The sequence below is a fragment of the Delftia sp. WSY_22 genome, from assembly GCF_043104185.1.
GTDB classification, from domain to species: domain Bacteria; phylum Pseudomonadota; class Gammaproteobacteria; order Burkholderiales; family Burkholderiaceae_C; genus Comamonas; species Comamonas tsuruhatensis.
In genome coordinates, this window is the sequence record NZ_JBICKN010000057.1 from 308,993 (window position 1) to 323,151 (window position 14,159).

The 14,159-nt window shown below is 67.6% G+C and carries 13 protein-coding genes; 6 read left to right on the forward strand and 7 right to left on the reverse strand.

Annotated features, from left to right (window positions below; genetic code table 11):
- Window positions 1–207: 207 nt before the first annotated feature.
- The gene (locus ACF8NF_RS25455; protein ID WP_392451506.1) at window positions 208–2,532 is read left to right on the forward strand and encodes a DUF6351 family protein; all 2,325 of its coding nucleotides are present in this window, start codon (window positions 208–210) and stop codon (window positions 2,530–2,532) included.
- Window positions 2,533–2,646: 114 nt separating this feature from the next.
- The gene (locus ACF8NF_RS25460; protein ID WP_017404028.1) at window positions 2,647–3,339 is read left to right on the forward strand and encodes a Crp/Fnr family transcriptional regulator; all 693 of its coding nucleotides are present in this window, start codon (window positions 2,647–2,649) and stop codon (window positions 3,337–3,339) included.
- 16 nt (window positions 3,340–3,355) lie between these two features.
- Here ACF8NF_RS25460 and ACF8NF_RS25465 read toward each other — a convergent pair whose 3' ends face one another.
- Window positions 3,356–5,617 (reverse strand): diguanylate cyclase domain-containing protein, encoded by a 2,262-nt coding sequence (locus ACF8NF_RS25465; protein WP_016452621.1) that lies wholly within the window; start codon window positions 5,615–5,617, stop codon window positions 3,356–3,358.
- A gap of 120 nt (window positions 5,618–5,737) precedes the next feature.
- Entirely contained in the window at window positions 5,738–6,373 is a 636-nt protein-coding gene (locus tag ACF8NF_RS25470) for a Crp/Fnr family transcriptional regulator (RefSeq protein WP_016449769.1), read from the reverse strand.
- 140 nt (window positions 6,374–6,513) lie between these two features.
- Between ACF8NF_RS25470 and ACF8NF_RS25475 the strand changes: the two genes are divergently transcribed.
- Complete coding sequence (locus tag ACF8NF_RS25475; protein ID WP_392451507.1) at window positions 6,514–8,397, forward strand: EAL domain-containing protein; 1,884 nt, start codon at window positions 6,514–6,516, stop codon at window positions 8,395–8,397.
- Window positions 8,398–8,467: 70 nt separating this feature from the next.
- Here the strand turns inward: ACF8NF_RS25475 and ACF8NF_RS25480 are convergent, their stop codons facing one another.
- Both ACF8NF_RS25480 and xdhC read right to left on the reverse strand, forming a co-directional pair.
- A complete protein-coding gene (locus ACF8NF_RS25480) occupies window positions 8,468–9,787 on the reverse strand; it encodes a urate hydroxylase PuuD (protein WP_133073327.1) in 1,320 nt (439 codons plus the stop codon).
- Window positions 9,788–9,973: 186 nt separating this feature from the next.
- The gene (xdhC, locus tag ACF8NF_RS25485) at window positions 9,974–10,849 is read right to left on the reverse strand and encodes a xanthine dehydrogenase accessory protein XdhC (RefSeq protein ID WP_046240322.1); all 876 of its coding nucleotides are present in this window, start codon (window positions 10,847–10,849) and stop codon (window positions 9,974–9,976) included.
- Window positions 10,850–10,979: 130 nt separating this feature from the next.
- On the opposite strand from xdhC, the gene ACF8NF_RS25490 reads away from it, so the two are divergent.
- Window positions 10,980–11,468 carry a hypothetical protein gene (locus ACF8NF_RS25490; RefSeq protein ID WP_016449773.1) on the forward strand — a complete coding sequence of 163 codons (489 nt, stop codon included), beginning with the start codon at window positions 10,980–10,982 and terminating at the stop codon, window positions 11,466–11,468.
- Between the two features lie 3 nt (window positions 11,469–11,471).
- On the opposite strand, the gene ACF8NF_RS25495 is transcribed toward ACF8NF_RS25490, so the two are convergent.
- Window positions 11,472–11,861 carry a hypothetical protein gene (locus ACF8NF_RS25495; protein WP_016449774.1) on the reverse strand — a complete coding sequence of 130 codons (390 nt, stop codon included), beginning with the start codon at window positions 11,859–11,861 and terminating at the stop codon, window positions 11,472–11,474.
- Window positions 11,862–11,954: 93 nt separating this feature from the next.
- Between ACF8NF_RS25495 and ACF8NF_RS25500 the strand changes: the two genes are divergently transcribed.
- Window positions 11,955–12,284, forward strand: coding sequence for an Arc family DNA-binding protein (locus tag ACF8NF_RS25500; RefSeq protein WP_016449775.1), 330 nt, complete (start codon window positions 11,955–11,957; stop codon window positions 12,282–12,284).
- 65 nt (window positions 12,285–12,349) lie between these two features.
- Here ACF8NF_RS25500 and ACF8NF_RS25505 read toward each other — a convergent pair whose 3' ends face one another.
- Window positions 12,350–12,934 carry a YSC84-related protein gene (locus ACF8NF_RS25505; protein ID WP_016449776.1) on the reverse strand — a complete coding sequence of 195 codons (585 nt, stop codon included), beginning with the start codon at window positions 12,932–12,934 and terminating at the stop codon, window positions 12,350–12,352.
- Window positions 12,935–13,252: 318 nt separating this feature from the next.
- Here ACF8NF_RS25505 and ACF8NF_RS25510 point away from each other — a divergent pair, with 318 nt between their 5' ends.
- Window positions 13,253–13,642, forward strand: a complete 390-nt coding sequence (locus ACF8NF_RS25510) for a DoxX family protein (RefSeq protein WP_016449777.1) — start codon at window positions 13,253–13,255, stop codon at window positions 13,640–13,642.
- Between the two features lie 110 nt (window positions 13,643–13,752).
- Here ACF8NF_RS25510 and uraH read toward each other — a convergent pair whose 3' ends face one another.
- Window positions 13,753–14,103 carry a hydroxyisourate hydrolase gene (gene uraH, locus ACF8NF_RS25515; RefSeq protein ID WP_012204044.1) on the reverse strand — a complete coding sequence of 117 codons (351 nt, stop codon included), beginning with the start codon at window positions 14,101–14,103 and terminating at the stop codon, window positions 13,753–13,755.
- Window positions 14,104–14,159 lie beyond the last annotated feature (56 nt).

The following is a 14,159-nucleotide window of genomic DNA, read 5'->3' on the forward strand; positions in this document are numbered from 1 at the left end:
AGCGTAACCCAGCCATGACCCCCGCCAGCTAGATACAAGCACCAAGAATGCCCTGGGCAGGGGCGGTTAAACACTTGTGCACGCAGCACATGCAATATGCGAGCCAGTCGCCGGCAAACCATTGTCCAAACCTATACAGACTTGCAGACTGTTAGCGTGATTCAATGAAATCGCTTCAAAAGGAAGTGGATTGCAGGAGACAAGACGATGAAACAGCCAACCCCTTTTTCGGGCATGGTGGCCGCAGCCACGCTCGCCAGTGTGCTGACCGCCTGCGGCGGCAGCGGTGATTCAGGCCTGGGTGTCATCGAGATACGCAGCCTGTCCAACCGGGCCGACATGATCAGCGACGGCAATGCCTATATTGAAATTGTGCTGCCCAAGGGCAGCCCGCCCGGTGCGCTGAAGGTGGCGCTCAATGGCACGGATGTCACCGCCCGGTTCGCCCAGCGCGCCAATGGCCGGATTCTGGGCCGGATCGAGGGATTGAGGGTGGGCGCCAACACCCTCACCGCCACGGCGGCCGGCAGCGCGAGGGCACGGCTGGACATCACCAACCATGGCCGGGGCGATCCCATCTTCGCCGGGCCGCAGACCGCGCCGTGGATCTGCGCCACGCGCAATGGCGCGCAAGCCACCGTTTCCGTGCCGGGCACGGCACTTTCGGCGACCGTGACCACGCGCGTCAGCGGTCTCGATACCGATCCGGTGGATGTCCAGTGCAATACCAGGACCCAGTACACCTACTACTACATGCCCAAGGCCAGGCAAGGCAGCGCCTGCACGATGGGTCCGGCAGGCGCCACGCCCTGTCATGTGGCCTACGACCCATCGCAGCGCCCGGCCGACAGCGAGATCGCCGACTTCACCAACGACCGCGGGGATACGGTCAAGCACCTGCTGCGCATGGAAACTGGCGTCATGGGCCGCGGCACCTACCAGATCCTGGCCTACCATGACCCCGCGCTTGCCTGGACGCCCTGGGAGCCGCAAAAGGGATGGAACGGCAAGGTGCTGTGGCGATTCGGCGCAGCCGCTTCCGGCAATCGCTTCCAGGAGCCGGCGGTCAACCTCCTCGACCAGTTCAGCGGCAGCCTGCCGTTCGACCCCAACGCGCTCGCGGCAGGCCACATGGTCGTGAAAGCCATGCTGACCAACCACCTGCACAACAACAACGAGTTGCTGGCCGCCGAGAACATGATGCGCATCAAGGAGCACCTGATCGAGAACTACGGCGAAGTGCGCTACACCATGGGCGACGGCGACTCGGGTGGCTCCATGATGCAGACAGTGATCGCCTCCGCCATGCCGGGTCTGCTGCAGGGCATACAGACGGGGCTGAGCTATCCCGATACGGTGTCCACCTGGATGGAAACACGCGACTGCGGCCTGCTGTCCAACTACTACAGGACGGCCGCAGGACAGGCACTGAGCGACACCGCGAAGGCCGCCATCAATGGCCATCCGGCCAGCTACTGCGACAAATGGGTAGGGAGCTTCATCGCCCCCCAGAACCCCCGGCTGCCCGACAACTGCGGCGTGGGCTTTCCCGCCTCCATCGTCTACGACCCGCGCACACGCGGCCAGGGCGTGCGCTGCTCGATCCACGACATGCTGGTCCCGGTGTTCGGGACGTTCAAGGACACCGACGGCCACACCAAGCCGCAACTGCCGTATGACAACACGGGCCTGCAGTACGGACTCAAGGCACTGCAGTCGGGCGCCATCGACGCGGAGGCTTTCGTGCAGCTCAACGAAGGCATCGGCAGCTACACCAACGACATGGACTGGACCGGCGGCACTGCGTCCAGGCCGGCAGCCCGCGAGCGGGCCGTGGCCAGCCTGCTGCCCAGGCTCTACAGCAGTGGCCTCACCAGCAACGGCAGGAACCTGTCCCAGGTGGCCATCATCGACCTGCGGCCCGAGGGCGGCAGCGACATCCACATGACCTGGCGCAGCCTGCAGCAACGCGCACGGCTGGATGCCGCCAACGGCCACCATGACAACCACGTGATCCGCGCCAGCAAGGGCATGATCCCGCTGCTGATCGCCCCTGCCATGCGACGCGAGGCCTTTGTCATGATGGACCGCTGGCTGACCGCCGTGGAGCGCGACACCACCGGCGCGGCGCTGGCACAGAAAGTGGTGCGCAACAGGCCTTCGGATGTCAGGGATGGATGCATCGCCGCGACGGGAGCCGTCCCTTCGGATCTCGACAAAGTCCTGGCCCTGGACGACCCAGCCTGTCCCCTCAAGCCGACCCTGTCGCCACGCCAGGTAGCCGGAGGTCCGCTCGCGGAGGACATCTACCAGTGCCAGCTCAAGCCCCTTTCGTTCACCAGCCCGGAGTACGCCGGCATCACCTTCAGCCCGGCACAGCAAAAGCGCCTTGCCACAGTGTTTGCGGCAGGAGTGTGCGACTGGAGCCAGGCCGGAACGGGCCAGAGCCAGGAGGCGGCCTTCCTGACCGATTTCAGTGCCGGCCCGGCGGGCACCAAGGCCGGGCCTGCGCCGGTCTCGCGCAACGATTGAGCTGCACCCTGCGCGAAGTCCCGCAGGGGTCCGGGGGCCGGTGATCAGGGTTTGCAGCGTGCCAATCCAGGCAATGAAGCAGCAGACTTTCATTGAAGATTTGCATCAAGCACCATGCAGCCGCCCACGATCAACGCCGTCCTCAAGTCCGCGCCCTTTGCGCCCCACCTGAGCAGGGCCCACCTGCTCAGGTTGCGGCGGGAGGTGCTGTTGCGGCACATACCGGCCGGCGCCCCGCTTTGCCACAAGACGCACCGGGCCGGCCACTGGGCCGGCATCGTCCAGGGAGCGGTCAAGATCCATGCGCTGTCGCCTACCGGGCGCAGCACCACGCTGGCCACCTTTACCCCGGGTTGCTGGTTCGGCGAGGGCACACTGCTCAAGCACGAATGCTGGCCGTTCGACGCGACGGCGATCGAGGATACGCTGGTGGCACTGATGCCGGCCAGCACCTTTCACTGGCTGCTGGAGCGCAGCCTCGGCTTCAACCGCTTCCTGCTGGACCAGCTCAATGCGCGCCTGGGCCAGTTCATCGGCCGCTGCGAGCATGCGCGGCTGCACCATTCCAGCCGCCATGTGGCGCACTGCATCTCGGAGCTGACCGATTCGAGGCTGTATCCGGACACCGGCAACCGGCACCTGGGCATGTCGCAGGAGGAGTTGGCCAGCCTGGCCGGCGTGTCGCGCCAGATCGTCAATCGCACCCTGGGAGAGCTGGAGGACATCGGAGCGGTCCGCGTCTCCTATGGGGCATTGACCCTGATCGATCCCGAGGGACTGCGGCGCTTCAGCGAATCCTTCGAATGAGGCGCGGCCCCGGCGCTCATGCGGCCTCCAGCACCTCGACGCGGTTGCGGCCCTTGCGCTTGGCCGCATAGCAGGCCATGTCGGCCGAGCGCAGCGCGCTGCTGACCGTGTGCTGGCGGGCATCGAGCACCACCATGCCGACGCTGGCGCCCATCAGGTAGCGCTGGCCCTCGTGCGCGCCTTCCCAGTCCTGCACGGCCATGCACAGGCTCTGCGCCAGCAGCATGCCCTGCTCGGCCGGGACGCCGGCCAGCAGCACGGCGAACTCGTCGCCGCCCAGGCGCGCCACCCAGCCCAAGGGCCGCACCACGCTGTCGATCAGCCGGGCCATGTGGCACAGCACCTCGTCGCCGGCCGCATGGCCTCCCTGCTGGTTGACGTGGGCGAAGTGGTCCAGGTCCAGGAACAGGATCACGCCATGGTGCGGCATGGGAGAAATGGCGACTTCGACCGCGGCCGTGGCCACGGCAGCAACCTCGGCGTCGGCTTGCGAGGAAGAGGCCTCTTCCTGCAGCGCCTCGGCGGGCAGGCGCTGGGCGGCGCTGCATTCCTGCAGCCATTCATGCAGGCGCATGGCAAAGGCCTCGCGGTTGGGCAGCAGGGTCAGCGGATCGTGCATGGCCTTCCAGCCCGGCTGCTCGCGCACCAGGCGCTGCATGGTCACGTCCTCGACCACCCAGACCAGGGTGGGATCGGCCGGCACCACGGCGCGTGGCTCCAGGCCGCGCTGCAGGCGCTGCAGGCTCTGGCCGTGCAGGCGCACCCAGATGGGGCGGCCGTCCTTGCGGACAAAGCACTGCTCGCTGTCGAACTGGCCGTACATGTCCAGGTCCTTGCGCACACGCTCCAGCAACTGGGCGTGCGCAGCGTCGGAGGCGCACAGCTGGCGTATCGCCTGCCCCTGCAGTTCGCGCGGCGGATATCCCAGCATGCGCGCGGCCTGCAGGCCCACCAGCTCCAGATGCGCCGCATGCGTGACCACCAGGCCCACGGGCGCGTAGTCCATCAGCGTTTGCAGCTGCAGTTGCAGCCGGCCGACCTCGTGGGCCTGGTCCTGGCCCATCTGGCCCAGGCGGTGCAGGGCCTGCCACAGCGTGGAAGCCTCTCCCCAGGCATGGGTCCAGGGCATGCGCCAGCCGCCTTCCTCGGCATGGCCTGGCGCCGGCTCCGGCGCGGGATCGGGCTCTTCGGCCATCAGCCGCCCCTGGCTCGCCAGCCATTGGCGTGCACTGCGATGCAAGGCGGCCATGGGTTCGGTGACCAGGATCAGCAGCAGCACCAGCAGCGCTGTGACCCCCGCGACGGCTGCCAGCAGCCACCAGAGCACGCGCGGCGCCAGGCTGGGCGCAATGGCTTCCTCGGGGGTGATCCTGACCACCAGCCACTGCGGCAGCGGCATGCCGGCCGTCGTCACCAGGTAGCCGGCGCGGCGCTGGGTATCGGGGCCCACCTGCAGGCCGCCGGCGGAAGGGTCCTGCAACCAGTCCGCGCCCAGGCCGGGCTCGGCCTCGGCGCGCGCCGTCCAGCGCGACGGATCGGAGTGGGCCAGGATCTGCCCGTCGCGCTGCATGACCAGCAGCCGCCCTGCGGAGCGCGAAGGGTCGATGCCGGGCGGCAGCAGCGCCTGGCCGGACATGCGCACGCCCGCCGAAAGCACGCCGCTGACCGTGCCGTTGCCGGCGCGCAGCGGCACGGCGTACAGCAACTCCATCATTGCGGGATCGGCCCCCTTGCGGACCATGGTGGAGACCACGGGCTTGCCATCGGCCAGGCTGCGCCGCATCACGTCGCGCACGCCTTCGTCCAGATCGACCAGGGGTTCGGAGCGGCCGCCGCGCAGGCTCAATTGCAGTTGCCCACGCGCATCGGCCAGCTGCAATGTGTCGAACAGCCGCACGGATGCGTCTCCGCGCAGCATCTCGCCCATCAGGCGGCTGGGGTCGCCGCCCTGGTCGGCCATGCCCTGGGCCAGCACCCACAGCAGGCGCTGCTGCTGCTCCAGCCGCGAGGCCAGCATGCGCGCCACGGTATCGACCTCGTCGGCCTGCCGGGCCATGGCGCGCTCCAGCGTCTGCTGGCGCATGCTGTGCGATACCCACCAGGCACTGCCCAGGCCCACCACAAGCACGGCCGCCGCGGCCAGCGCCAGCACCGTGCAGCGCATGGCGCCCCAGCCTGTGGACGCGCGCGGCCACGAGGGCGAGTCCGGCACCTGCGGAGCATCCTGGGATGCCAGCAGCGCCTGGAAAAAGGGGGATCGACGGGCGTCCAGTGACATGACGCCCTCAATATATGCAGACCCGAAAGCCGTCCCACTGGGTGGAACCCGCGAACCAGTGGATACCCCGCCCCGCAAGTCCCGGCGCTTGCAGGCCGGCACCCGTCAGCGGCGTGGGAATCAGCCTACTGCGAGCACCTCGAGGGCCGCCGGCTTGGGCAGATCGATGACATTGCCCCGGCCCGCGATGAGTCCATGTTCACGCAACTGGCGCAGGACGCGCGAGAAGGTCTCGGGCGCAATGCCGAGCTGGGCGGCGATCAGCCGCTTGCGCAGGTGCAGCGTCACGCGCAGGCCGCCCGCCTCGTGCGGCATGGCATGGCGCAGCAACCACTGTGCGCAGCGTGCCTCGGCATCCTTGGACAGGCGGCTCACGGCCAGCTCGGTCTGGGCGCAGTAGGCCTGGGCCATGTCCTGCAGCAGTTGCTGGGCGGGAGACGGCAGTTGCGAGACGGCCTGCAGGAAGTCGGCCTGGGGCAACTGCTGCACGCGGACATCGCTGTCGGCCAGCATGTCCAGGCTGCTGCCGCGCCGCTGCAGCACAAAGGCCGCATCCAGCCAGGCCGGCCCCTCCACCACACCCAGCTGGTGGCGCATCTGCCCACCCTGGCCTATGCCCAGGAGCACGCGACCGCGTTCCAGATACATCACCGTATCCGGCGACTGCCTACGCAGCCTGAGCCAGGTACCCGCGGCCAACACCTGGGCGGAACCCGGCGCGAAGGCGAAAGCTTGCAAGGAAGACAGGGCGAACATGCACGCAACTTTGCCGGCTTTGCAGCCGCCGCGTTTTGAGCCACGTCAATCGGCTGCCAGCACGCACGCCGACAGGCGGCATACTTGTCACAAATATGTCACCAATGAAACGCAATGTATCCAACTGAAAAGTTGAGCCCATGATCGATCCCCAGATGCTCGCCAGCCTGCCCGCTGCGGCGGCCGTGCTGTCGGCCGCAGTGCGGTCCGGTGCAGGCCCCGTGGCACAGCTCATGCGCGCGGGCGGCCTGTACTGTGTCTTCCAGCCGCTGGCCGACTTGCGCAGCGGCAGCATCTATGCGCATGAGGCGCTGATCCGCGGCCCCCGGGGCATGCCGTTGCACACGCCCGACGCCTTGCTCAAGGGCGCTGCGGCCGAGGGCATTCTTCGGGAATTCGAGCTGCTGGCGGTCTGCGTGGCGCTGCAGGACTGGGGCCGCCAGGGCGCGCCGGGCCGGCTGTTCGTCAACCTCAGCGCCCAGGCGCTGGTGCAGGCCGTGGGTGTCTGCGGCCCCGGCATGGTCGGGGACACGGTGCGCGGCTTCGGCGTGCAGGCGCGGTCCCTGGTGGTGGAGATCACCGAGCACGACCATGTGACCGACATGCCCGCCGTCTGCGCCGCCGTCAAGGCCGTGCACGCCACGGGCGCGCGCCTGGCGCTCGACGACTTTGGCGACGGCCGCTCCAGCCTGCGCCTGTGGTCCGAGGCCAAGCCGGACTTCGTCAAGATCGACAAGTACTTCATCCACCAGATCGAGCAGCGCCCGGCCACGCTGCAGCTGCTGCAGGCCATCAAGGGCATTGCCGAGGTCTTCGGAACCACGCTGATCGCCGAAGGCATAGAGACCGAGGACGAGCTGCGCACCCTGCGCGACCTGGGCATTGCGTACGGCCAGGGATGGCTGCTGGGCCGGCCCGCCGAAGCCGCCCAGCCGCAGATCAGCCCGCAGGCGCTGAGCGTGGCGCAGGACCCGCGCGTGGCCGTGCTGCCCCACCAGGGCCACAGCGCCCGCCCGGGCGTGCTGCGCAACCTGATGGTGATGCAGGCGCCCTGCGTGGCACCGGCGGCCAGCAACGACGAGGTGGCCGAGCTGTTCCAGGCCGGGCAGCAGCTGCACGCCATTGCCGTCGTGGAGGCCGGCCGGCCGCTGGCCCTCATCAACCGCCAGCAGTTCATGAACCACTACGCCACGCTGTACTTCCGTGAAGTCCACGGACGCAAGCCCTGCCTGGCCTTTGCCAACGTGCAGCCGCGCATCGTGGAGCTGGACTGCGATGTGGACCAGCTCGTCGGCATCCTGACCTCGCAGGACCAGCGCTACCTGAGCGACGGCTTCATCGTCACCGACAACGGCCGCTATGTGGGCCTGGGCACGGGCGAGCAGCTGGTGCGCCGCGTGACCGAGGCCCGCATCGAGGCCGCGCGCCACGCCAACCCGCTGACCTTCCTGCCCGGCAACATCCCCATCAGCCTGCACATGCAGCGCCTGCTGGACAGCGGCGCCGGCTTCGTGGCCTGCTACGCCGACCTCAACCACTTCAAGCCCTTCAACGACCACTACGGCTACTGGCGCGGCGACCAGATGATCCGCCTGGTGGCGCGGCTGGCCGTGGCGCACTGCGACGCGCGGCGCGACTTCGTGGGCCATGTGGGCGGGGACGACTTCATGCTGCTGCTGCAAAGCGAGGACTGGCAGCAGCGCTGCGAGGACATCGTCGGCGCCTTCGCAGGCGAGGCGCGCCAGCTGTTCGACGACCAGGCGCGCGAGGCCGGCGGCATCTGGGCCGAGGACCGCCACGGCATCCGGCGATTCTTTGCCTGCACCACGCTGTCCATCGGCGTGGTGCGCGTCGCGCCGGGCAGCCTGCTGGCACCCGAGGACATCGCCAACCTCGCGGCCCTGGCCAAGCAGCAGGCCAAGGCGCAAAGCCTGCCGGGGCGCGGCGCCATCGCGCTGCAAACGCCGCACGATGAAGCGCGGCATCCGGCCCTGCACGGCACCGCAGCGGCCTGGCCTGCCTGAAACAAGAAGCCCGCAGGCTCTTGCGAGACTGCGGGCGGGTGGCTGGCAGCGCATGGGCGCGGCAGGATGATCAGTTCACCGATGCACCCGATTCGTACCAGCGCTTGACCATGCCGCGCTCGTCATCGCTCAGGGCGCCCGGATTGCCGAAGGGCATCTTGCGCAGCTGCACCACCTGCTGGTAGATCTGCTGGGCATGGGCCTTGACCTGCTCGGGCGAGTCCAGGCGCACATTCTTTTGCTGCAGGGCGGCACCGTGGCAGACCACGCAATGCTGCTGCAAGAAGGGCGCGAGCTGGGCATAGCCGACGGCGCCGTCGGCAGGAGCGGCGGCAGCCGGGGACGCAGGGGCTGCAGGCGCAGCCGTGTCACCACCGGGAGCCGCTGCTGCGGGCTCGGTCGTTGCGGCAGGCGACTGCACGGCGGCGGGAGCCGGCGCAGGCGCTGCGGCAGGCGCCGGCGCGGGCTTGAGCCAGACGGCCGTGCCGACCAGCACCAGCACGCCAACCAGGGCGTAGGGCCAGGGATGGGCATTGCGGCCCAGCTTGAAGCCGTGGCGCATCACGAAGAACTGGCGGATGGCGGCGCCTGCGAACATCATCAGGATCAGCACCAGCCAGTTCAGCTCATGGCTGTACAGCCAGCCGTAGTGGTTGGACAGCATGGCGAACAGCACCGGCAGCGTGAAGTACGTGTTGTGCACGCTGCGCTGCTTGCCGCGCTTGCCGTGGATGGGGTCCACGGGCTGGCCTTCCTTCAGGGCCTTCACCACCGTGCGCTGGCCGGGGATGATCCAGAAGAACACGTTGGCGCTCATCGAGGTCGCCAGCATGGCGCCCATCAGCAGGAAGGCGGCCTGGCCCGGGAAGATGTGGCAGGCCAGGAAGGCCGCGATGCACACCAGCACCAGCACCATGGCGCCCACCGTGGCGTCGCCGTTCTTCTTCTGGCCGAAGACGCGGCAGATGCCGTCGTACAGCAGCCAGAAAACGACCAGGAAGGCCAGGGCCGAGGCAATGGCCGCAGCCGAGCCCATGGCATTGGGATCGGCCGGATTGACGAGGTAGATCTTGGCGTTCCACAGGTACGACACCGTCAGCAGCGCAAAGCCGCTGAGCCAGGTGGTGTAGCTTTCCCAGTAGAACCAGTGCAGGTGGTCCGGCAGCTTGGGCGGGGAGACATTGAACTTGACAGGGTGGTAGAACCCACCGCCGTGCACGGCCCAGAGTTCGCCGCTGACGCCCTGCTTCTTGAGATCGTCATCGACGGGCGGCGTCAGGCTGCTGTCGAGGAAGACGAAATAGAAGGAGGAACCGACCCAGGCGATGGCCGTAATGACGTGGAGCCACCGCAACAGCAGGTTGGCCCAGTCGAGAATGTAGCTTTCCATAGCTCTCAACCTTGGCAGCGTGGGGGCCGCCGGTGTTCAACCTGCTCACCACTGCGGGCGCTCTGAGCAGAAGAAAAAGGCCGCGCACCCGGTAGATATACCGCCGGTGCACCGCTGCGACCATTTCGTAGACACAAAGTGTATGCAATTTTTCGCCAGCCCATCGGCTTGCGCAGCATCAATTCACTAGAGATTTCCCTGATTCCGCGTAGGCGCGGCGCTGCGCCGCTGCAGAAGCTGCGCCGCCACGGCCACCGCGATCACCTCGGGCTCCTTGCCCTTGATGCCGGGCACGCCGATGGGGCAGGTCACATGGTCCAGCTCGGCATCGCTGAAGCCGCGCTCGCGCAGGCGGCGCCGGAAGGTGGCCCATTTGGTGGCGCTGCCGATCAGGCCCACATAGGGCAGGTCGCCGTGCTGGCGCTGGCGGCTCAGGCACTGGGCGACCACCTCCAGGTCCTCGGCATGGCTGAAGCTCATGATCAGCACCTGGGAGCCGGTGGGCAGGTCGGCCACGGCGGACTGCACGGGATCGGAGTATTCACACTGCACGAGCTCGTGCTCCTCCTCGGGGAAGACCGAATCGCGGCTGTCCACCCACATCACGCGGTAGGGAAGATTGCACAGCAGGCGCACCAGCGCATGGCCGACGTGGCCTGCGCCGAACAGGGCCACGCAGTCGCGCGGCGGCTGCAGCCGCTCGCGCAGCATGTCCATGCGGCCCTGGGGCACCAGCACGAACCTCAGCATCACCACGCCGCCGCAGCACTGGCCCAGGCTGGGGCCCAGCGGATAGCGGTGCTGGTGCTCGGTGGCGACCTGGCCGCCCTGGCTACCCTGCTCGCCAGGCGTTGCCCAGCCGCGCAGCAGGCTGCGGGCCCTGTCGATGGCATCGAACTCCAGGTGCCCGCCGCCGATGGTGCCGGCCATGCGGTCGGCGAACACCGCCATCCAGGCGCCGCGCTCGCGCGGCACGGAGCCTCGCGAGTCCATCACTTCGACCCAGCACAGCGGCCCCTGCGCAAGGCCCTGCTCGACTTTGTTGAACGTGTCACTCCACATGGGCGCACCTGACAGCCCGTCGTGGCGCCTGCGGGCTTCGTTGGAATTTGTTGCGGGATTGTCCGCTGCGGCACTTGAGTTTTGCGCTCCGACTGCCGGTGCCGCAGTGTTTCAGGATACGCTCGCAATCATGCCCGATTCCCCTGATTCCACGCAGCACAGTTCCGTGCAAAAGCCACGTTCCGGCCGCCCCTGGCTGTGGGCCGGCCTGATGGCCGCCATTGCCTCCCTGGTCACGGCCTGCAAGTCCCCGCCCGGCCCCGGCCCGCGCCCCGACGACGTCAGCTCCAGCGCACAGCTGCAGTACCGCAAGGTGGCCGCCAACCATCTGTACGCGCGCAATGCCGATCGCATCTACAAGGGCCAGTTGCCACCCATGCTCTACGCGATCGGCGTGCTCCAGGTCCAGATCGACCGCAACGGCCAGGTCCAGCGCCTGCACTGGATGCGCGCGCCCGGCCATGCCCCCGAGGTGGTGAGCGAGATCGAGCGCCTGGTGCGCGCCGCCGCGCCCTTCCCCGCTCCTGCCGGCGCCGCCCGCATCACCTATACCGATACCTGGCTCTGGGACAAGTCCGGCCGCTTCCAGCTCGACACGCTGACCGAGGGCCAGCTCTGAGCCTCAGGCCGCTGCGCACGGCTGGCCGTCGGCAAAGCTTCGGGCGCTTCTGAGCAGGCAGGTCACGGCATAGAGCACCAGGTCGTCCGGTGCGTCATCGTTCACGCGATCGATGACCTCGATGGCATAGCCCAGGTCCTGCGACAGCTGCGGCAGCACGCCTGCCGAGCGGCCGCCGGCCTGCAGGCCGGCCACCGCCTGGTCAGCGCTGGCGTGGTAGCCACGCAGCAAATCACGCGCGGCACATACCATGGCCGAGCCGGCGCGTTCGGCATGCAGCTCCAGCACGCCCAGGGCCGCTCCCATATGGCACAACGCATCCACCGCCAGCACCTCCTGGTGCTGCGGTGAGGGTTCCTGATGGCTGTGGCCCGATTGCTTCACTGTCTTCATGGCATCCCTTGCGCGGGACCGTGCTGGTCCCGAAGCAACAATACCTATCAGGTCCCTTGCAGTCAATACCTTTCCGGTCCATGATTGCCGGCGATGAAACAGACCGATCCTCAGTACAAGCTGCGCCTGCCGCAGGAACTCAAGGACCTCGTCGAGGAGGCAGCCAAGCGCACCGGCCGTTCCATGAACGCCGAAGTCGTGGCCCGGCTGCAGACCACGTTCGAGGCCCCCCTGCTGGGCCGCCTGTCGGCCTCGACGGACCCTTCGCTGGAATGCGAAGAGCCCGTGAGCATCTACGACATCAAGATGAGCGCCGAAGCCGTGGAGCGCATCGAAAAGCGCCTGGAACGCATAGAGCAGGCCGTGCTCGCGCCCGCTGCGCCGCAATCCGCCAGTGAAGACGGCGCAACCGGCGGCGCCTGATCCGCCCGCAAAAAAGAAAACCGGCCCGCAGGCCGGTTTCGTTCAAAGGCCCCTCAGGGCCGGGATCATTCGACCACCTTGGTGATCTTCGAGCCCTGCAGCGACACGCCGGCTTCCAGGCCCGCGTTGGTCAGCACGTAGCTGGTGACGGGGCCCTGGGCGGTCGTGGTGTCCACGCTGCCATTGGCGCCCACCTTGCCTGCGGCCACCGTGGCATCCGCGCCCACGGACCAGCCGTCGCTGGCCAGGAACTTGTCCAGCGCTTCCTGGGTGTTGAACACATAGATCACAGCCTTGGACTGGCCGCCTGCCTGCCAGCCCACCGAGGCGCCCGTGGTGCTGTAGAAGCCCTTGTTCTGGCCGCCGACGCGCAGCACGCCGCGGCCATGCTCCACACCGATGACGAAACTGCCGCCGATCACCGAGGGGAAGATCAGCACGCCCTTGGAGCGGGCCACCATTTCCTTGGAGCCCGGCGCCGTCTGGTACAGCCGCTCCAGCGCAGCGTTGGCGCGCGCATTGACGGTGGTGGAATCAGCACGCGGCGCGGACTGGGTTTCCGGCTTGGTGGTGGTGCAGCCGACCATGGCCACGCTGCCGGCCGCCAGTGCAGTGGCCATCACGACGGTACGCAAAGAAAACTGACGCATGGGAAAACCTGCCTTTCTTGATTGGACGTTTTGGGGAGACCCCATCGGTTCATTGGATTGATCACCTTGCCTCCCGGTCCCGGGCACCCCTACCAGTGCTCGCAAACCGCTTCGGAGACAGGCTGGGGACGATGCTAGGCCGCTTTGCGGTACTTGTGATGAGACATGTCACAAGTTGCGCCATAGGACTACAGGCCCGCAGGAAATGTCTGAAAATCCCGTTCCGGGCCGCCACAGCCGACACCGAAAGCCCGCTGATGCCAGAATGCATCCACAGCAACACCCGGCCCACCGGGCCCATCCACATCGAGGGAGTTCATGAAGTTCTGGAGCCACTTTCACCATCCCCAGGCAGCCATGGTGCTGTTGCGCGTCACGCTTGCGGTCCTGCTGCTTTTTCATGGCTGGGCCAAGATCCGCTACGGCATAGGCAGCATCGAGCGCATGGTGGAGTCCGCGGGCGCGCCGGGCTGGCTGGCCTATGCGGTGTATCTGGGTGAGGTGGTGGCGCCGCTGCTGCTGCTGGTGGGCCTGTGGGTGGTGCCCGCGGCGCTGGTGATTGCGGTCAACATGATCGTGGCCTTCGCGCTGGTGCACACAGGCCAGGTGATGCAGCTGCACAGCTCGGGAGGCTGGGCGCTGGAGCTGCAGGCCTTCTTCTTCATCTCGGCCCTGGTCGTGGCCATGGGGCATTCCAAGGGCAAGTAGCCCGCACGCTTGCTGGAGCCCCAAGAGCAACGGCCCGCAATGCGGGCCGTTCGTCATTTCAGGTTTCACTCCAGGCCATCCCCCGACAGCCTGCGCCTGCAGTCCAGAGCTCAGGAGCCCCGGTACGTCGAATAGCTCCAGGGGCTGACCAGCAGGGGCACATGGTAATGCTGGTCGGCATGGGCCACGCCGAAGTCCAGGCTCACCTTGTTGAGGAAGTTGGGCTCGGGCAGTTGCACGCCACGGGCCTTGAAGTAGGCCGCCACGTCGAAGGTCAGCCGGTAGGTGCCGGTCCTGAGGCTGTTGTTGTCGAACAGCGGCGCATCGGTGCGGCCGTCGTGGTTGAGCACCAGGCTCTTGATCAGCGTGGCCTGGTCGCCATCGGTGGAATACAGCGCGACAGCCATGCCGGCTGCGGGGCAGCCATTCATGGTGTCGAGGACGTGGGTGCTCAGGCCCATGGAAATCTCCTGTGCGGCGGGAGCTGGCCCGCCCGGTTGTCATTGGTTGGTCGATG

Coding starts and splice junctions, on each gene's coding strand:
- ACF8NF_RS25455 (WP_392451506.1), top strand. CDS start 208: ATGAAACAGCCAACCCCTTTTTCGGGCATGGTGGCCGCAGCCACGCTC.
- ACF8NF_RS25460 (WP_017404028.1), top strand. CDS start 2,647: ATGCAGCCGCCCACGATCAACGCCGTCCTCAAGTCCGCGCCCTTTGCG.
- ACF8NF_RS25465 (WP_016452621.1), bottom strand. CDS start 5,617: ATGTCACTGGACGCCCGTCGATCCCCCTTTTTCCAGGCGCTGCTGGCA.
- ACF8NF_RS25470 (WP_016449769.1), bottom strand. CDS start 6,373: ATGTTCGCCCTGTCTTCCTTGCAAGCTTTCGCCTTCGCGCCGGGTTCC.
- ACF8NF_RS25475 (WP_392451507.1), top strand. CDS start 6,514: ATGATCGATCCCCAGATGCTCGCCAGCCTGCCCGCTGCGGCGGCCGTG.
- ACF8NF_RS25480 (WP_133073327.1), bottom strand. CDS start 9,787: ATGGAAAGCTACATTCTCGACTGGGCCAACCTGCTGTTGCGGTGGCTC.
- xdhC (WP_046240322.1), bottom strand. CDS start 10,849: ATGTGGAGTGACACGTTCAACAAAGTCGAGCAGGGCCTTGCGCAGGGG.
- ACF8NF_RS25490 (WP_016449773.1), top strand. CDS start 10,980: ATGCCCGATTCCCCTGATTCCACGCAGCACAGTTCCGTGCAAAAGCCA.
- ACF8NF_RS25495 (WP_016449774.1), bottom strand. CDS start 11,861: ATGAAGACAGTGAAGCAATCGGGCCACAGCCATCAGGAACCCTCACCG.
- ACF8NF_RS25500 (WP_016449775.1), top strand. CDS start 11,955: ATGAAACAGACCGATCCTCAGTACAAGCTGCGCCTGCCGCAGGAACTC.
- ACF8NF_RS25505 (WP_016449776.1), bottom strand. CDS start 12,934: ATGCGTCAGTTTTCTTTGCGTACCGTCGTGATGGCCACTGCACTGGCG.
- ACF8NF_RS25510 (WP_016449777.1), top strand. CDS start 13,253: ATGAAGTTCTGGAGCCACTTTCACCATCCCCAGGCAGCCATGGTGCTG.
- uraH (WP_012204044.1), bottom strand. CDS start 14,103: ATGGGCCTGAGCACCCACGTCCTCGACACCATGAATGGCTGCCCCGCA.